Source organism: Pseudomonas sp. RIT-To-2, assembly GCF_029623465.1.
Classification (GTDB): Bacteria; Pseudomonadota; Gammaproteobacteria; order Pseudomonadales; family Pseudomonadaceae; genus Aquipseudomonas; species Aquipseudomonas silvicola.
The window spans coordinates 35,897-53,743 of sequence record NZ_JAPYKM010000010.1; the positions used below are offsets into that span (position 1 = coordinate 35,897).

The 17,847-nt window shown below is 64.5% G+C and carries 16 protein-coding genes; 2 read left to right on the forward strand and 14 right to left on the reverse strand.

Translation table 11 applies throughout. The features are described 5' to 3' along the window. Positions 1 to 51: 51 nt before the first annotated feature. Together QBK88_RS11465 and fnrA are read right to left on the reverse strand one after the other, a co-directional pair. Positions 52 to 600, reverse strand: a complete 549-nt coding sequence (locus tag QBK88_RS11465) for an adenine phosphoribosyltransferase (protein WP_158152648.1) — start codon at positions 598 to 600, stop codon at positions 52 to 54. A 65-nt stretch (positions 601 to 665) separates the two neighbouring features. Further along, the gene (gene fnrA, locus QBK88_RS11470) at positions 666 to 1,400 is read right to left on the reverse strand and encodes a Crp/Fnr family transcriptional regulator FnrA (protein ID WP_268149761.1); all 735 of its coding nucleotides are present in this window, start codon (positions 1,398 to 1,400) and stop codon (positions 666 to 668) included. A 153-nt stretch (positions 1,401 to 1,553) separates the two neighbouring features. Between fnrA and QBK88_RS11475 the strand changes: the two genes are divergently transcribed. Continuing rightward, positions 1,554 to 2,012, forward strand: coding sequence for a hypothetical protein (locus QBK88_RS11475; RefSeq protein ID WP_277962124.1), 459 nt, complete (start codon positions 1,554 to 1,556; stop codon positions 2,010 to 2,012). A gap of 3 nt (positions 2,013 to 2,015) precedes the next feature. Here QBK88_RS11475 and hemN read toward each other — a convergent pair whose 3' ends face one another. From hemN to ccoN, 10 genes are all read right to left on the reverse strand, one after another. Next, entirely contained in the window at positions 2,016 to 3,398 is a 1,383-nt protein-coding gene (hemN, locus tag QBK88_RS11480) for an oxygen-independent coproporphyrinogen III oxidase (protein WP_277962125.1), read from the reverse strand. 83 nt (positions 3,399 to 3,481) lie between these two features. Then, a complete protein-coding gene (locus QBK88_RS11485) occupies positions 3,482 to 4,165 on the reverse strand; it encodes an urease accessory protein UreH domain-containing protein (protein WP_277962126.1) in 684 nt (227 codons plus the stop codon). Continuing rightward, positions 4,158 to 4,361: a cbb3-type cytochrome oxidase assembly protein CcoS gene (gene ccoS / locus QBK88_RS11490; RefSeq protein ID WP_277962127.1), complete on the reverse strand. Its 204-nt coding sequence runs from the start codon at positions 4,359 to 4,361 to the stop codon at positions 4,158 to 4,160. The genes QBK88_RS11485 and ccoS overlap by 8 nt, the downstream gene beginning before the upstream one ends. Then, a complete protein-coding gene (locus QBK88_RS11495; RefSeq protein WP_277962128.1) occupies positions 4,340 to 6,814 on the reverse strand; it encodes a heavy metal translocating P-type ATPase in 2,475 nt (824 codons plus the stop codon). Before QBK88_RS11495 ends, ccoS begins: the two co-directional genes overlap by 22 nt. A gap of 34 nt (positions 6,815 to 6,848) precedes the next feature. Then, positions 6,849 to 7,388, reverse strand: a complete 540-nt coding sequence (locus QBK88_RS11500) for a FixH family protein (protein WP_268149773.1) — start codon at positions 7,386 to 7,388, stop codon at positions 6,849 to 6,851. 8 nt (positions 7,389 to 7,396) lie between these two features. After that, positions 7,397 to 8,809 carry a cytochrome c oxidase accessory protein CcoG gene (gene ccoG, locus QBK88_RS11505; RefSeq protein WP_277962129.1) on the reverse strand — a complete coding sequence of 471 codons (1,413 nt, stop codon included), beginning with the start codon at positions 8,807 to 8,809 and terminating at the stop codon, positions 7,397 to 7,399. Positions 8,810 to 8,893: 84 nt separating this feature from the next. Continuing rightward, positions 8,894 to 9,868 (reverse strand): cytochrome-c oxidase, cbb3-type subunit III, encoded by a 975-nt coding sequence (gene ccoP, locus QBK88_RS11510; RefSeq protein ID WP_277962130.1) that lies wholly within the window; start codon positions 9,866 to 9,868, stop codon positions 8,894 to 8,896. Continuing rightward, complete coding sequence (locus QBK88_RS11515) at positions 9,865 to 10,068, reverse strand: cbb3-type cytochrome oxidase subunit 3 (RefSeq protein ID WP_268149779.1); 204 nt, start codon at positions 10,066 to 10,068, stop codon at positions 9,865 to 9,867. The genes ccoP and QBK88_RS11515 overlap by 4 nt, the downstream gene beginning before the upstream one ends. A 5-nt stretch (positions 10,069 to 10,073) precedes the next feature. Further along, positions 10,074 to 10,682, reverse strand: a complete 609-nt coding sequence (gene ccoO, locus QBK88_RS11520; RefSeq protein WP_158152638.1) for a cytochrome-c oxidase, cbb3-type subunit II — start codon at positions 10,680 to 10,682, stop codon at positions 10,074 to 10,076. After that, positions 10,682 to 12,124, reverse strand: a complete 1,443-nt coding sequence (gene ccoN, locus QBK88_RS11525) for a cytochrome-c oxidase, cbb3-type subunit I (RefSeq protein WP_158152637.1) — start codon at positions 12,122 to 12,124, stop codon at positions 10,682 to 10,684. The genes ccoO and ccoN overlap by 1 nt, the downstream gene beginning before the upstream one ends. Before the next feature lie 326 nt (positions 12,125 to 12,450). On the opposite strand from ccoN, the gene QBK88_RS11530 reads away from it, so the two are divergent. Beyond that, the gene (locus QBK88_RS11530; protein WP_277962131.1) at positions 12,451 to 13,188 is read left to right on the forward strand and encodes an alpha/beta family hydrolase; all 738 of its coding nucleotides are present in this window, start codon (positions 12,451 to 12,453) and stop codon (positions 13,186 to 13,188) included. A 48-nt stretch (positions 13,189 to 13,236) separates the two neighbouring features. Here the strand turns inward: QBK88_RS11530 and QBK88_RS11535 are convergent, their stop codons facing one another. Together QBK88_RS11535 and acnA are read right to left on the reverse strand one after the other, a co-directional pair. After that, positions 13,237 to 14,802 (reverse strand): methyl-accepting chemotaxis protein, encoded by a 1,566-nt coding sequence (locus QBK88_RS11535; RefSeq protein WP_268149784.1) that lies wholly within the window; start codon positions 14,800 to 14,802, stop codon positions 13,237 to 13,239. 202 nt (positions 14,803 to 15,004) lie between these two features. Next, on the reverse strand, positions 15,005 to 17,746 hold the full coding sequence (gene acnA / locus QBK88_RS11540) for an aconitate hydratase AcnA (protein ID WP_277962132.1): 2,742 nt from the start codon (positions 17,744 to 17,746) through the stop codon (positions 15,005 to 15,007). Positions 17,747 to 17,847: the final 101 nt, after the last annotated feature.

Below are 17,847 nucleotides of genomic sequence, written 5' to 3' on the forward strand. Positions count from 1 at the left end.
CTTGCAGCTGCGGCCTTGCGGCCGCCGCTGCGGGCACATCGCCCTTCAGGGCTACATGTCGGTCAGGGCGAAGTTGGTCAGGCAGAAGGTCGGGATGCCCATGTCTTCCAGGCGCTGGGAACCCAGCAACTCCGGCAGGTCGATGATGGCGCTGGCTTCGTGCACCCGCGCGCCCATGCGGCGCACCAGGTTGGCGGCGGCGATCAGGGTGCCGCCGGTGGCGATCAGGTCGTCGAACAGAATCACCGAGTCGCCTTCGCACAGGCTGTCGGCGTGCACTTCCAGGAACGCTTCGCCGTACTCGGTCTTGTAACCTTCGGCCAACACGTCGGCCGGCAGCTTGCCTTGCTTGCGGAACAGAATGAGCGGCTTGTTCAGTTCATGGGCCACGATGGAGCCGATCAGGAAGCCGCGCGCGTCCATGGCGCCGATGTGGCTGAAGTCGGCGTCGATGTAACGGTGCACGAAGCTGTCGATCACCATGCGCAGGGCCTTGGGCGACTGGAACAGCGGGGTGATGTCACGGAAGATGACACCCGGTTTGGGGAAGTCCACGACGGGGCGGATCAGGGATTTGAAGCTGAAGGTGTCGATAACCATCGTGGCGAGGTCCTGGCAGGCAAAATATGCCCGCCAGTATACCTGTTCGATCGGTCAGGTCGTAGTCAGGCTTCCAGCGTGCCGCCGGCCAGGGCGCACAGTTGGATAGGGTCCAGGATATGGATTTCCTTGCCTTCGGCGGCCAGCAGTTCGCTTTGCTGGAAGCGGGTGAACACCCGCGACACCGTCTCCACCGCCAGCCCCAGGTAGTTGCCGATCTCGTTGCGCGACATGCTCAGGCGGAACTGGTTGGCCGAGAAACCCCGGGCACGGAAACGCGCCGACAGGTTGACCAGGAAGGTGGCGATCCGTTCGTCGGCTGACTTCTTCGACAGCAACAGCATCATCTGCTGGTCATCACGAATTTCCCGGCTCATCACGCGCATGAGCTGGCGGCGCAGCTGCGGCAATTGCACGCTCAACTCGTCCAGGCGCTCGAACGGAATCTCGCACACCGAGGTGGTTTCCTGGGCCTGGGCCGAGACCGGGTAGGCCTCGGCGTCCATGCCCGACAGGCCCACCAGTTCGCTGGGCAGGTGGAAGCCGGTGATCTGTTCTTCACCACCGTCGCTGAGGCTGAAGGTTTTCAGCGCACCAGAGCGCACGGCGTAGACGGAGCCGAAGCGGTCCCCCTGGCGGAACAGGAACTCGCCTTTCTTCAGCGGGCGGCCGCGCTTGACGATTTCGTCCAACGCGTCCATGTCTTCGAGGTTCAACGACAGGGGCAGGCACAGGGGTGCCAGGCTGCAATCCTTGCAGTGGGCCTGAGTGACAGTGCGCAGTTTGACTGGCTCGGACATCGGTACAAATCCTTTGGTGAAACACACAATGACTGTAAGGGTACCCCTTTGATACGGATCAAACCAGCCGCGCTTTAGTCGCACCCAAAGGCTCAAGTAATTTATTTCAATGTCGATACAAAGTGAACCAGGCCCTCTGCACGGAGCACCGCGATGCTGACTTTCGACCCCCTTGGCACCCGCACGAGTGCTCAATGGCAGATTCATGACAATACGACGGAGCCCGCGTCCAGCAATGATGGCACGGGGCCTGTAGCCAGTGCAGCCGTTCACGTGACCCTGTCTGGGGCCGGGCTGACCAGGGCGGCGGCGGAAAGTAACAATCAGGACATAGAAGACAGCGGCCTGCCGGACGGTGTTCAGCAGGCGCTGAAGATGATCCGCGCGCTGAAGAAGCAACTGGAAGAGAAGCGTGCCGAGTTGCAGGCGGTGATGAACGACCAGCACCTGGACCCCCAGCAACGCCAGGCCCGCGTGGCTGCGTTGCAGAACGCCATTGCCGGCTTGAATGCCGCGCTGGTCAGTGCCAACGTCAGCCTGGCCAAGGCCATGAAAGACCTCGACCTGTCACCTGAACAGGTGCTCAAGGCCGGTACGCTGGCGGCCAGGTAATACTCAGATCACGCGGGAGAAGCGCTGGCGGTGCTGCTCGCCCAGGTGCACATCAAACAGCATGCAAACCCCGCGTACCAGCAGCCTGCCCACCGGCAGCACGCGCAGGCCGTGGGCGTCCAGGCTGATCAGGCCGTCATCGGCCATGGTCTGCAACGGCGGCCAGACCTGCGCGAAGTAACCGGCAAAATCGATATTGAAGCGCTGCTCGATAGTGGCGAAGTCCAACTCGAAATGGCAGATCAGCTGCTGGATCACTGCCCGCCGCACACGGTCATCGGCGTCGCACACCAGGCCTCGCGCCGTGGCCAGTTGCGCGTCCGCCAAGGCGTTCTGGTACTCGTTGAGGTCGCTGCTGTTCTGGCAGTACAGGTCGCCCACCTGGCTGATCGCGGACACCCCCAGGCCAATCAGGTCGCAATGCCCGTGGGTGGTATACCCCTGGAAGTTGCGCTGCAGTTCACCCTCTTCCTGGGCGATGGCCAGTTCGTCATCGGGCAGGGCGAAGTGGTCCATGCCGATGTAGCGGTAACCGGCGCGGGTCAGTTGCTCGATCGTGGTCTTGAGCATCTGCAGCTTCACCCCTGGCGGCGGCAGTTGCACGTGGTCGATGCGCCGCTGGGGCAAGAAACGTTCGGGCAGGTGGGCGTAGTTGAACACGGACAGGCGGTCGGGCTGCAACTGGATAACCTCGTCCACCGTGCGCGCGAAGCTGTCGACGCTCTGGCGAGGCAGCCCGTAGATCAGGTCCAGGTTCACTGAGCGAAATTGCAGCGTGCGTGCGGCCTCGATGATGGCGCGGGTTTCTTCCAGGCTTTGCAGGCGGTTGATGGCCCGCTGCACCTGGGGGTCGAAATCCTGCACGCCGATGCTCACCCGGTTGAAGCCCAGCTCGCGCAACAGCCCCATGGTCGACCAGTCGGCCTCGCGTGGGTCGATCTCGATACCGTAGTCACCACTGTCGTCCAGGCGCAGGTTGAAATGGCTGCGCAGGCTGGCCATCAATTGGCGCAGCTCGTCATGGCTGAGGAAGGTGGGCGTGCCGCCCCCCAGGTGCAGTTGCTCGACGCTCTGGCGTGGGTCCAGATGGCAGGCGAGCAACTGGATTTCCTGCTCCAGGCGCTGCAGGTACACCTGGCTGCGGCCGCGGTCCTTGGTGATGACCTTGTTGCAGGCGCAGTAGTAACAGATGTTGGCGCAGAACGGCACGTGCACGTACAGCGACAGGGGGCGCATGGCTTTGCGGCTGTCGCGCAGGGCGTGCAGCAGGTCGAAGGAACCTACCTGGTTGTTGAACTGGACAGCGGTTGGGTAGGAGGTATAGCGCGGGCCGGACTGATCGTGGCGGCGGATCAGGTCATCGTCCCAGGCAAGGGTATCGAGCATGCGGGTTTCCCCCGGTTGGCGTGCGTGTTTGCCAGTCTAGGGACGCGCGTGCCAAGGGGTATTGATGTGCATCAACGGTGCTTTCAGTGGCCCATCAGCCAGTGCTGGTGGGGGCCGGGCAGGGTCCACAGGCCGAACAGCACCACCAGCATGCCGCCCGCCGCGCGCACGCCACGGCGCCGTAACAACTGCCGCGTGCGCTCCGCTGCCAGGCCCGTGGCCAGCAGTATCGGCCAGGTGCCCAGGCCGAAAGCCAGCATCAGCAGTGCGCTATGGGCCGCGTTGCCCTGGCTGGCGGCCCACAGCAAGGTGCTGTAGACCAGGCCGCAGGGCAGCCAGCCCCAGAGCGCGCCCAGCAGTATCGCGCGAGGCACGCTGCGCACCGGCAACAGGCGGTTGGCCAGCGGTTGCACCCGGCGCCACAGGCCGCGGCCGGCGCGTTCAATGTAGGTGAGGCCGCTCCACCAGCCGCCCAGGTAAAGGCCCATGGCGATCAGCAGCAACGCCGCCGCCACGCGCAAGGCGGTGACCGCCGGGCTGTTGGCCAGTGCCCAGCCGGCCACGCCCAGCAGCAGGCCGGCGACGGCGTAGCTGAGGATGCGGCCCAGGTTGTAACCCAGCAGCAGGCGCAGGCGGCGGCCCCGCTGCTCGGCGGGAATGGCCAGGGTCAAGGCCCCCATCAGGCCGCCGCACATGCCCAGGCAGTGGCCGCCACCCAGCAGGCCCAGCACCAGCGCCGAGGCCAGTTGCGGGAGCAGTTCAGGCATCGGGCGGGGCCTTGTCTGCGGTGGGGGGCTGTTTCACGGCGGCCTGGTGCATAGGGTCCTGATCATCGAACAGGATGCTGTGGGCCGGGCTGTCGAGGTCATCGTACTGGCCGCTGTCCACGGCCCAGAAGAACACGTAGAGGGCGATGGCGACGATGACCAGGGCGGCGGGGATCATGATATAGAGCGCGGGCATGCTGGCTCCGGTTCGACGGCGGCAAGGGGGAGGGGCGCCAGGCGCTGCCTGGGGGTTGCCCGGGCCAGGCGCAGGGCATTGAGCACCACGGTCAGGGAGCTGACCGACATGCCCACCGCAGCCCACACCGGGGTCACCCAGCCAGCGGCGGCAAAGGGCAGCATCAGGCCATTGTACAACGCCGCCCAGGCCAGGTTCTGCATGATCACGCGGCGAGTGCGGCGGGCCAGCGCCATGGCCTGAACCAGGGTGCCCAGGCGGTTGTTCAACAGCACCGCGTCGGCACTGGTCTTGGCAAGGTCGGTGGCGCTGCCCATGGCCACGCTGATGTCGGCGGCGGCGAGCAAAGGCACGTCGTTGACGCCATCGCCCACAACAAGCACCGTGCGGCCTTCATGGCGCAGGCGTTGCAGTTCAGCCAGCTTGGCCTCGGGTGCCAGGCTGCCGCGGGCGTGGTCGATGCCCAACTCGTCAGCCACTTGCTGAACCATGGGCGAGCTGTCGCCGGACAGCAGCACGGTCTGCCAGCCCTGCACCCGGCAGGTATCCAGCAAAGCCCGGGCGTCGTCGCGCAGGCGGTCGTCCAGGCCGAACCAGGCCAGCGCCTGGTGTGGGTCGGCGAGCAGCAGCCATTGGCCGCGCGGGTCGGGTACCGGTGGCAGCGGTATACCTGCCAGCGCGCACGCCCACGCCGGGTTACCGATGCGCAGGCGCTGGCCGTCGACCACGCCTTCCAGGCCTTGGCCTGGATGGCTGATGACCTGTTCGGCCGTGTACTGGGCAATACCGAAGGCGCGTGCGATAGGGTGCTCAGAGTGGCTTTCCAGCGCGGCCGCCAGGGCCAGGCAGTGATCACTGTCGCGATGGGCCAAGGGATTAATGCTGTGCAGCTGCAGGCGGCCTTCGGTCAGCGTGCCGGTCTTGTCGAAGATTACCGTGTTGACCTGGTTCAGTCCTTCCAGCACATGGCCGCGGGTCAGCAGCAGGCCCAGGCGGTGCAGGCTCCCGGTGGCCGTGGCCAGTGCGGTGGGCGTGGCCAGCGACAGGGCGCAGGGGCAGTTGGCGACCAGCATGGCCAGCACCACCCAAAAGGCTCGGTCCGGGTCCAGGTGCCACCACCACAGGCCGACCAGCACCGCGCAGGCCAGGGAAAACAGCAGGAACCACTGGGCGGCACGGTCGGCCAATTGCGCCAGGCGCGGTTTTTCGGCCTGGGCCCGTTCCAGCAGGCGCACGATGGTGGACAGGCGCGTGTCCTGGCCCAGGGCGCTGACCCGCACGGTCAGGCTACTGTCGACGTTGAGGGTGCCGGCGGTGACGTGCTGGCCCGCCTGGCGTGGCTGGGGCAAGTATTCGCCTGTCAGCAGTGACTCGTCGACACTGGATTGCCCCTGCACGATCAGGCCGTCGGCAGGCACCACGGCGCCGGGCAATACCTGTACCTGGTCGCCCAATGCCAGCTCGCTGAGCAGGATGCGCTCGCCGATACCCCGGGCGTTCAGCCGCAGGCAGGAGGGGGGCAGCAGGTTGACCAACTGCGCGGTGGCGGCGGCGGTGCGTTCACGGGCGCGGCGTTCCAGGTAGCGGCCGCTCAGCAGGAACAGGGCGAACATGCCCACGGCGTCGAAATACAGGTCGCCGTTGCCGCTGATGGCGGTCCAGATACCGGCGGTGTAGGCGCCACCGATCGCCAGTGAGACCGAGACGTCCATGGTCAGGTGGCGGGTACGCAGGTCGCGGGCCGCGCCACGAAAGAACGGCGCGCAGCTGTAGAAGACGATGGGTGTGGTCAGGAACATCGCCACCCAGCGTAGAATGACGTGCAGTTCCGGGCTGAGGTCGAGGTTGAAGGTAGGCCAGGTGGCCATGGTCGCCATCATTGCCTGGAACCATAGCAGCCCGGCCACGCCTAGCTGACGTAGTGCCCGCCGGTTGTCGGCGGCCAGCTGTTCGGCGGCGCGGTCGGCCTGCCAGGGGTGCGCGGCATAACCAATGTGGCGCAGTTCGCCGAGCAGCGCGCTGAGGGCACGCTGGCCGGGGTGCCATTGCACGAACAGGCGGTGGTTGGACAGGTTCAGGCGGGCCTCGACTACCCCGGGCAGGGCGCGCAGGTGCTTTTCGATCAACCAGCCGCAGGCGGCACAGGTGATGCCTTCGACCATCAGGGTCGCGTCGCGCAGTTCGCCCTGGCCATGCACGAAGCGTTGCTGGACATCGTCGCGGTCGTACAGCGCCAGTTCGTCGGGCAGTTGCCGGGGCAGGGCCTGGGGGTTGGCCGACGCCTGGTCACGGTGCTGGTAATAACCTTGCAGGCCGCCAGCGACAATGGCTTCGGCCACGGCCTGGCAGCCCGGGCAGCAGAACGCGCGGGGCTGGCCGAGCACCGTGGCGGTAAAGCGCTGGCTCGCGGGAACGGGCAGGGCGCAGTGGTAACAGGTGGCAGGTGTGTTCATAGGGTTCACAGCGGGTCGCCGCTTGGCTTGCATCTCAGCGACGCAGGTCTTCGGCGCCTTGCAGCGGTTCATCGCCGAGCACCAGGGGTTTGTCGGGCGCCACCTGTTCTTCCTCGAACAAGCGCCAGGTCTGGCCATCCTGCACGCCCAGCAGCTCCACGAAACGTCGGCCCTGGACGTTGTCTACCACATGGCCTACATAGCGGCCGCCACCGGCGGTGTTGAGGTCGATGCGCCGGTCTTTCTCGGGCTGGGTGGGGGAGATCAGGTTCAGGGTCAGTTGCGCCGGCTGGCTGCGCCCGCTCAGGCGCACGTCGACCTCGCCGGTGAGGCTGTCCAGGCTGACTTCAGCGCGCTGTTGCAGGTCCTGGGCCAGGCGTTCGCGGTCAAGGGAACGGTTGATGCCCTTGCCGGCCTCGTAGTAGTTGTCATTCACCAGGTTGTCGGGGTGGCGCACGGCGATGGTCACCATCGACAGGGTCAGGGCCACCGAGCACAGCAGCATGCCGATCAGAATCCAGGGCCAGAGGTGTTTGTACCAAGGGGTAGCGGCGTTGGCCGTGGCGTTGAACATGGGGTTCCTTAGCGTACTTGGGGGCCGATGAAACGGCTTTTGGCTTGCACGTGCACATCCCCATCGTCGGCATCCCTGAGGCTGAACTGCACCTCGTTGGTGCTCGAGGGCAGATGTTCCGGCGCCACTGACAACTCGGCCGGCAAGCTGACGATATCGCCAGCCGCCACCCGCACCTCGTTCTTGCCCTGCAGGCGCAGGTCAGGCAGGCCGCTGGCCTCGATCAGGTAGGTGTGCGCGCGCTGGTCCTTGTTCATGATCTTCAGGCTATAGACGTTCTCGACGCGGCCCTCGGCATTCTCCCGGTACAGCACGCGGTCCTTGCTGACGTCGAAACCCACCAGGGTGCGGGTCATGAACGCTGCGGCCAGCACGCCGATCATCACCAGCAGCACCACGGCGTAGGCGATCAGGCGCGGGCGCAGGGGGTGAGTCTGCTGGCCGTTGAGGTTGTGCTCGGTGGTGTAGCTGATCAGCCCGCGGGGGTAATCCATCTTGTCCATGATGCTGTCGCAGGCATCGATGCACGCCGCACAGCCGATGCACTCGATCTGCAGGCCGTCGCGGATGTCGATGCCCGTAGGGCACACTTGCACGCACATCGTGCAATCGATGCAGTCGCCCAGGCCCATTGCCTGGTAGTCAGCGTCTTTCTTGCGTGGCCCGCGTTTTTCGCCCCGGCGCGGGTCGTAGGACACGATGAGGGTGTCCTTGTCGAACATCACGCTCTGGAAGCGTGCGTAAGGGCACATGTAGATACACACCTGCTCGCGCAGCCAGCCGGCGTTGCCGTAGGTGGCCAGGGTGAAAAAACCGACCCAGAAATACGCCCAGCCGTCGGCATGGCCGGTGAAGAACTGGGTAGCCAGTTCGCGAATGGGCGAGAAGTAGCCGACGAACGTCATGCCCGTGACGAAGCCAATCAGCAGCCACAGGCTGTGCTTGGCCAGCTTGCGCAGGAATTTGCTGGCGCCCAGGGGCGCCTTGTCCAGTTTGATGCGCTGGTTGCGGTCGCCTTCGGTGACCTTTTCACACCACATGAAAATCCATGTCCACACGCTTTGCGGGCAGGTGTAGCCGCACCACACCCTGCCTGCGAACACGGTGATGAAGAACAGCCCGAAGGCGCTGACGATGAGAATGCCCGACAGCAGGATGAAATCCTGGGGCCAGAACGTGGCCCCGAAAATGTAGAACTTGCGCTCTGGCAGGTTCCACCACACCGCCTGGTGGCCACCCCAGTTCAGCCACACCACGCCGAAGTACAACGCAAACAGAAACGCCCCGCCCGCCCGCCGCAGGTTGCGGAACACGCCGGTGAAGGCCCGGGTGTAGATCTTCTCCCGCGAAGCGTACAGGTCGACGCCCTCGCCCTTGGGGGGCGGTGGGGTGACGTCGTGCAGCGGAATCTGCTTGCTCATCAGTGAGCCTCACGGTGGGACGGTGTGCCGCTTCGGTACCTGCCGGAGCGGTCATTGTCGATCGGGTGCTGCGACTCGGTTGTGCTAGTCCGCTGTTTTCGCTTCCCCATGCGACAGGCTATACACATACGCCGCCAGCAAGTGCACCTTGTCCTTGCCCTGCAACAGTTCCTGCGCCGGCATCTGGCCCTGACGGCCGTAGCGGATGGTCTGTTGCAACTGGGCGAAGCTTGAGCCGTAGATGAACGCCTGCGGGTGGGTGAGGTTGGGCGCGCCCATGGCCGGGGTGCCTTTGCCTTCGGGGCCGTGGCACGCCACGCAATTGGCGGCGAAGATTTTCTGGCCGTTGGCGGCGTCGGCCTTGGCGCCTTCGGGCAGCGTGCGGCCGTCCAATTGGGCAATGACGAAGGCCGCCACGTCGGCCACACCCTGTTCACCGATCACCTCGGCCCAGGCCGGCATCACCGCATGGCGACCGCCCAGGATGGTGGTTTCGATGGTCTGCGGGTCGCCGCCCCAGCGCCAGTCTTCGTCGGTGAGGTTGGGGAAGCCGTAGGCGCCCTTGGCGTCAGAGCCGTGGCACACCGAGCAGTTGCTGGCAAACAACCGGCCCCCCATTTTCAGGGCCTGGGGATCCTTGGCCACGTCTTCGATGGGCATGGCCGCGAACTTGGCGTAGATGGGGCCGAAGCGCGCATCGGCCCGGGCCATTTCCTTTTCCCATTCGTGCACGCCGGTCCACCCGGTCTTGCCGTCGGAAAACTGCTTCCGGGTGTCGTTATCCAGATACTGGTAGCCCGGCAGCAGCCCGGTCCAGCTGCCCAGGCCGGGGTACAGGCTCAGGTAGCCGAGGGCGAAGACGATAGTGCCCACGAACAGCAGGAACCACCATTTGGGCAGCGGGTTGTCGTATTCCTCGATGCCATCGAAGGAGTGGCCCACCGTTTCCTCGGTGGCCTCGCTGCGCTGGCCGCGGCGGGTCGAGAACAGCAGCCAGGTCAGGGCCACGATAGTGCCCAGGGTCAGGAGGGTTACGTACAGGCTCCAAAACGTTGTCATTGCTTGTCACTCCTGGACGCGCGCGCTTGCGCCTGGGCTTGTTCTACCTTGGCGATGGCGTCGGGGTCGTCGGCGAACGGCAGCAAGGTGGCTTCGTCGAAGTCCTTCTTGCGCCGGCTGCTGAACACCCACAACGCCAGGCCGATGAAGGCCACCATCACCACGACGGTGCCCAGGCCTCGGATGGTTCCGATATCCATGTGCGTCACCGTTTGCTTTTGATGAGGGTGCCAAGGCCTTGCAGGTAGGCCACCAGTGCGTCCATTTCGGTCTTGCCCTTGACGGCCGCTTCGGCGCCGGCGATATCGGCGTCGGTATAGGGCACGCCCAGCTCGCGCATCACTTGCATCTTGCGCGCTGTCAGCTTGCCGTCCAGGCGGTTTTCCACCAGGAACGGGTAGGCCGGCATCACCGACTCGGGCACCACGTTGCGCGGGTTGTACAGGTGCGCGCGGTGCCAGTCATCGGAGTAGCGGCCACCCACCCGGGCCAGGTCCGGGCCAGTGCGTTTGGAGCCCCACAGGAAGGGGTGGTCCCACACGCTTTCACCGGCCACCGAGTAGTGGCCGTAACGCTCGGTCTCGGCGCGGAACGGGCGGATCATCTGCGAATGGCAGCCCACGCAGCCGTTGGCGATGAACACGTCGCGGCCTTCCAGCTCCAGGGCCGGGCGCGGCTTCATGCCTTCGATGGGCTTGTTGGTCACGTCCTGGAAAAACAGCGGGACGATCTGGGTCAGGCCGCCGATGCTCACGGCAATGACCATGAAGAAGGCCAGCAGGCCGATGTTCTTCTCCAGCGTTTCATGTTTCATCAGTGCGCCCCCACGACAGCGATGCGGGTGGCCGCCTCGGCTTCTTCAGGGGTGGCGGCACGCACGGTGCGCCACACGTTCCAGGCCATCAGCAGCATGCCGCTGGCGAAGAACGAACCGCCCAGCGCGCGTACGATGTAGCCCGGTTTGCTGGCCTGCAGGGCCTCGACGAAGGAATAGGTGAGGGTGCCGTCATCATTGATGGCACGCCACATCAGGCCCTGGGTGATGCCGTTCACCCACATGGAAGCGATGTAGAGCACGGTGCCGATGGTGGCCAGCCAGAAATGCGCGTTGATCAGGCCGATGCTGTGCATCTGCGGGCGGCCGAACAGTTTCGGGATCATGTGGTACACGGCGCCGATGGAAATCATCGCCACCCAGCCCAGCGCCCCGGCGTGCACGTGGCCGATGGTCCAGTCGGTGTAGTGCGACAGCGAGTTCACCGTCTTGATGGCCATCATCGGGCCTTCGAACGTGGACATGCCATAGAAGGCCAGCGACACCACCAGAAAGCGCAGGATCGGGTCGGTGCGCAACTTATGCCAAGCCCCCGACAGGGTCATCATGCCGTTGATCATGCCGCCCCAGCTGGGCGCCAGCAGGATGATCGACATCACCATGCCCAGCGATTGTGCCCAGTCGGGCAGGGCGGTGTAGTGCAGGTGGTGCGGGCCGGCCCAGATGTACAGGGTGATCAATGCCCAGAAGTGCACGATGGACAGTCGGTAGGAGTAGATCGGCCGCTCCGCCTGCTTGGGCACGAAGTAATACATCATGCCCAGGAAACCGGTGGTGAGGAAAAAGCCCACGGCGTTGTGGCCGTACCACCACTGGATCATCGCGTCCGTGGCGCCGGCGTACGCCGAGTAGGATTTGAACAGGCTCACAGGCAGCGAGATGTGGTTGACGATGTGCAGCATCGCGGTCACCAGGATGAACGCGCCGTAGAACCAGTTGCCCACGTAGATATGCTTGGTCTTGCGCTTGACGATGGTGCCGAAGAACGTGATGGCGTAGCACACCCAGACAATCGCCAGCAGGATGGCGATCGGCCATTCAAGCTCCGCGTATTCCTTGGTGGTGGTGTAACCCAGCGGCAGGGTGATGATGGCGCTGACGATGACAGCCTGCCAGCCCCAGAAGGTGAACGCCGCCAGGCCGTCCGAGATCAGCCGCGTCTGACAGGTTCGCTGTACCACGTAGTAGGACGTGCCGAACAGTGCGCAACCGCCGAAGGCGAAGATCACCAGGTTGGTGTGCAAGGGTCGGAGGCGACCGAAGGTGGTCCAGGGCAGGTCGAAGTTCAGTTGCGGCCAGATGAGCTGCGAGGCGATGAACACCCCCACGCCCATGCCGACAATTCCCCAGACCACCGTCATGATGGCGAACTGGCGCACCACCTTGTAGTTGTACGCAGTCGGAGCGAGTGCTGTGCTCATTGCTGGTTGTCCACGGTTCAGGTGTTGTTATTAGGGTTGTAAACCGGCGGCAGTATGGAGAATGCGTGGGGGCGATGCAAGAGTTGCTAGCAATCATGGCTAGCAATTATTGCGAGCGCTCCGAGGTCCATCTGGCGGGCCCTCCAGCGAACCGGGAGCCTTGCCGGAGTCGACGGCGCCGGTGTTTCCAACATGCGGAAACACATTCGCCGAGCCCACTTTTTCATCCGTTTGAGCTTAGTCGCTGGCGGGCGAGTTGTCCCTTGGCCCACAAGGCGCTGGCCACTCGTTATGATGGCGGATGATTCTTTTTGAGTGGGCAAAGCATGAAACACGCACAACGTTGCGACATTGACGCAGATCAGCTGGCCGCACTGGCGCAGGACCAGGGCTGGCTATGGACGCCGCCGCAGGGCCAGGCGGTGGCCTGCCTGATTCTGGCCCATGGTGCCGGGGCACCCATGGACAGCGGCTTCATGAACCTGATGGCCGGTAAGCTGTCCGCCCGTGGGGTAGGGGTGGTGCGTTTCGAATTCCCCTACATGGCCCAGCGCCGAATCGACGGCAGCAAGCGGCCGCCCAACCCCAAACCCAAGCTGCTGGAGTGCTGGCGCCAGGTGTATGAGCAGGTCGAACCCCTGGTGCAGGGCACCTTGGCGATTGGCGGCAAGTCCATGGGCGGGCGCATGGCCAGCCTGTTGGCCGATGAACTGGGCGCCAGCGCGTTGGTGTGCCTGGGGTACCCGTTCTATGCCGCCGGCAAGCCGGAGAAGCCACGTACCGAGCACTTGGCGGACTTGCGCACGCCGACGCTGATTGTTCAGGGCGAGCGGGACGCCCTGGGCAATCGGTTGGCGGTCGAGGGGTATGCATTATCCCGGCACATCGAATTGTGCTGGCTGGTGGCGGGAGACCATGACCTGAAGCCGTTGAAGGCCTCAGGGTTCAGCCATGAGCAGCACCTGGAGGCGGCGGCGGAGGCGGTGGCAGGGTTTCTGCAGTCCGACGTCAGCAGCGGCCCTGGCGGCGCACGCGGTGTATCGGATGCTTCGCGGCGCCTGTGACGCGGCCGGGTCCGCTGCTACGCGGCGGCTGTGACCCGGCAGCGTCGGTCAGCGGTTGAACCGCTCTACCAGCGAATACTGGCTATGGGCAGTGCGCGTCAGCTCCTCGCTCAGCAGCGCCGAGCTCTGCGCTTGCTCGCTGGTCTGGTCGGCCAGGTTGGCGATGGTGCTGATGTTGCGGCTGATCTCTTCGGCCACGGCAGTCTGCTCTTCGGTGGCGGCGGCGATCTGGGTGGTCATGTCGGTAATGTTGGCCACTGCCTCGCTGATGCCCACCAGCGCCTGGTCCGCTTCCAGTACCCGCGCCACGCCTTCCTCGGCCTGGCGGTGGCCGGCGTCCATGGTTTGCACGGCGTTGCTGGCGGTCTGTTGCAGCTTGGCGATCAGGGCGTGGATCTGCCCGGTGGATTCGCTGGTGCGCTGGGCCAGTTGCCGCACTTCATCGGCTACCACGGCGAAACCACGGCCCATTTCGCCGGCGCGAGCGGCCTCGATGGCAGCGTTCAGCGCCAGCAGGTTGGTCTGGTCGGCAATGCCTTTGATCACGTCGACCACACCGCCGATTTCGTCGCTGTCCTTGGCCAGTTGGGTCACCGTCTGGCCGGTTTCGCCCACCACCACCGACAGGCGCTGGATGGCTTCGCGGGTTTCCCCGGCGATGCTGCGGCCCTGGCTGGTCAACAGGTTGGCCTGCTGGGTGGCGTCGGCGGTACGTTGAACGTGGCTGGCCACTTCCTGGGTAGTCGCGGCCATCTGGTTGACAGCGGTGGCCACCTGTTCGGTTTCCACACGCTGACGCTCCAGGCCTTCGGAGCTCTTGTGGGCCAGGCTGTCGGACTGGGTAGCCTGGTCGTTGAGGTGCTCGGCAGTGTCCTGCAGGCGGGTCAGGCAGGTTTTCAGGCGCGCGTCCTGGCTCAGAATGGACATTTCCAGGCGGGCCTGGGCGCCGCGGCTGTCGGTGTACATCTGCGCGATCAATGGGTCGGACGTGGTCTGTTCTGCCAGGCGCAGCAGCCGCTTGATGCCACGTTGTTGCCAGCTCAGGCCCACCAGGCCCAGCGGTACCGAGAGCACTGCGGCCACGGCGAAGCCCCAGGAGGTGCCCAGCCAGCTACCAATGCCGAAGCCGACCTGGCTGACCAGGATGAACGGCAGCCAGTCCTGGACCACGGGCAGCCACTGGTCACGACGCGGCACGGCGGGTTTGCCCTGGTTCAGGCGCTCGTACAGGCTTTGGGCCCGGCGGATCATTTCGGCGGTGGGCTTGACCCGCACCGACTCGTAGCCCACGACCTGGTTGTTCTCGAAAATAGGCGTGACGTAAGCGTTCACCCAGTAGAAGTCGCCATTCTTGCAACGGTTCTTGACGATACCCATCCACGGTTGACCTTGGCGCAGGGTAGCCCACATGTGCTCGAACACCGCCTGCGGCACATCGGGGTGGCGCACCGTGTTGTGTGGCGCACGAATCAACTCCTCACGGGAAAACCCACTGATATCGACGAAAGCATCGTTGCAATAGGTGATCACGCCTTTGGCGTCGGTGGTGGAGATCAGGCGCTGTTGGGCTGGGAAGGTCCGTTCGCGCTGGGTGACTGGCTGGTTGTTACGCATGGCAAGTGGGTTCCGCAAGGCTTTCACAGGTTGTCGGCCGTTCGGAGGTGAAATTGAATCTATATTTTTTAGCGGGTGGCAATGAGCGAGAGGGGAAGTGCCTGGCTTGAGGGATCGCTGGGCCTGGTAGGGTATGGCGCTGGGTGTTCGGCGGTCTTGAGCCCCGCCATGCACTTGCAAGCCACACCCCTGACCAGGGCTGTTACCCAGCGATCAACTGCCGCAACACATAATGCAAGATCCCTCCGGCCTTGAAGTACTCCACCTCATTGAGCGTGTCGATGCGGCATAGCACCGTGACTTTCTCGGTTTCACCACTTTCACGGGTGATACGCAATTCAAGGTCCATGTGCGGTTTCAATGGCACCCCTTCGAGCCCGGTGATATCCAGCGTTTCGCGTCCCGTCAGGCCCAGGGACTTGCGGCTCTGGCCATTCTTGAACTGCAAGGGCAATACGCCCATGCCCACCAGATTGGAGCGGTGAATACGTTCGAAGCTTTCAGCGATGACCGCTTTCACCCCCAGCAGGTTAGTGCCTTTGGCCGCCCAGTCGCGGCTGGAGCCGGTGCCGTATTCCTGGCCAGCGATCACCACCAGCGGCGTACCGTCAGCCTGGTATTTCATGGCAGCGTCGTAGATGGCCAGCTTTTCATCGGTGGGAATGTACAGGGTGTTGCCGCCTTCTTCGCCGCCGAGCATTTCGTTGCGGATGCGGATGTTGGCAAAGGTGCCGCGCATCATCACTTCATGGTTGCCCCGGCGTGAGCCATAGGAGTTGAAGTCCCTCGGTTGCACGCCTTTTTCCTGCAGGTAGCGGCCGGCAGGGCTGTTGGCCTTGATGTTGCCGGCGGGGGAGATGTGGTCGGTGGTCACCGAATCGCCCAGCAGCGCCAGGATGCGCGCGCCGTGCACGTCGGTGATGTCCTTCAGCGGCGCGGTGATGTCGTCGAAGAAAGGTGGATGCTGGATGTAGGTGGAGTCGTCTTGCCACACATAGGTCGCGGCCTGGGGCACTTCGATGGCTTGCCATTGGGCGTCACCCGCGAAGACCTCGGCGTATTCCTTGTGGAACATGGCGGTATCGACGCTGCGCACGGCCTCGGCGATTTCCTGCTGGCTGGGCCAGATATGCCGCAGGTACACCGGTTGCCCGTCGCTGCCGGTGCCCAGGGGCTCGCGGCTGAGGTCAATGGTCACGCTGCCGGCCAGGGCATAGGCCACGACCAGGGGCGGGGACGCCAACCAGTTGGTTTTCACCAGCGGGTGCACGCGGCCTTCGAAGTTGCGGTTGCCCGACAATACCGAGGCCACGGTCAGGTCCGCCTGCTGGATGGCCTTTTCGATGGGTTCATCCAGCGGGCCAGAGTTGCCGATGCAGGTGGTACAGCCATAGCCCACCAGGTCGAAGCCCAGTTTGTCCAGGTACGGGGTCAGGCCGGCGGCCTTGTAGTAGTCGGTCACCACCTTCGAGCCAGGCGCCAATGACGTCTTGACCCAGGGCTTGCAGCTGAGGCCCTTTTCGACTGCCTTTTTCGCTACCAGCCCGGCGGCCATCATCACGCTGGGGTTGGAGGTATTGGTGCAGGAAGTAATCGCCGCGATCACCACGGCGCCGTCCTTGAGCCGGTGGTTCTGGCCTTGCCAGCTGTACTGCGCTTCACCCGCCTGGGCCGCATTGCCCACGGCCACGCCACCGCCACCTTCACTTTCCAGGCGGCCTTCCTCCTTGTTGGAGGGTTTCATCTGCAGGCCGACGAAATCCTGGAAGGCTTGCGGTACCTTGGCCAGGGGCACCCGGTCCTGTGGGCGTTTGGGGCCGGCGAGGCTGGCTTCCACTTCACCCATGTCCAGCGCCAGGCTGTCGGTGAATTGCGGTTCCTGCCCGGGCAGGCGCCACAGGCCCTGGGCCTTGCAGTACGCTTCCACCAGTTTCACCGTGGCGGCCGGGCGCCCGGACAGGCGCAGGTAGTCCAGGGTCACGTCGTCTACCGGGAAAAAACCGCAGGTGGCGCCGTATTCGGGGGCCATGTTGGCGATGGTGGCGCGGTCGGCCAACGGCAGGTCAGCCAGCCCGTCGCCATGGAATTCGACGAACTTGCCCACCACGCCTTTCTTGCGCAGCATCTGGGTGACGGTCAGCACCAGGTCGGTGGCGGTGATGCCTTCGCGCAGCTTGCCGGTGAGCTTGAAGCCGATGACCTCGGGAATCAGCATCGACACCGGCTGGCCGAGCATGGCCGCCTCCGCCTCGATGCCCCCCACGCCCCAGCCCAGCACGCCCAGGCCGTTGATCATGGTGGTATGCGAATCGGTGCCTACCAGGGTGTCGGGGAAGGCATAAGTGCGGCCGTCTTCTTCCTTGGTCCACACGGTACGGCCCAGGTACTCCAGGTTCACCTGGTGGCAGATGCCGGTGCCGGGTGGCACCACGCTGAAGTTGTCGAACGCGTTCTGGCCCCAGCGCAGGAAGGCATAGCGCTCGCCGTTGCGCTGCATTTCGATATCGACGTTTTCGCCGAAGGCCTGGTCGGTGCCGTATTTGTCGACCATCACCGAGTGGTCGATCACCAGGTCCACGGGTGACAGTGGGTTGATGCGCTGTGGGTCGCTGCCGGCCTTGGCCACGGCAGCACGCATGGCTGCCAGGTCGACCACGGCGGGTACCCCGGTGAAGTCCTGCATCAACACGCGGGCAGGGCGGTACTGGATCTCGCGGTCGCTGCGTTTTTCGCGCAGCCAGCCAGCCAGTGCCTTGAGGTCGTCACCAGTGACGGTGGTGCCGTCTTCCCAGCGCAGCAGGTTTTCCAGCAACACTTTCAACGACATGGGCAAGGCATGCAGGTCACCCAGGCTCTTGGCGGCTTCGGGCAGGCTGAAATAGTGGTACTCAAGGTCATCGATCTGCAGCGCCTTGAGGGTCTTCAGGCTATCAAGCGAGGGCATGAAATCACTCCTTGGCAGGTGCCGCGCAAGCCGCTTGGCGCAGCTCACGCCGCCTCTGTGAATGTCCGCACGGTCACGGACCTGGGCAAAAAGCATAGCTA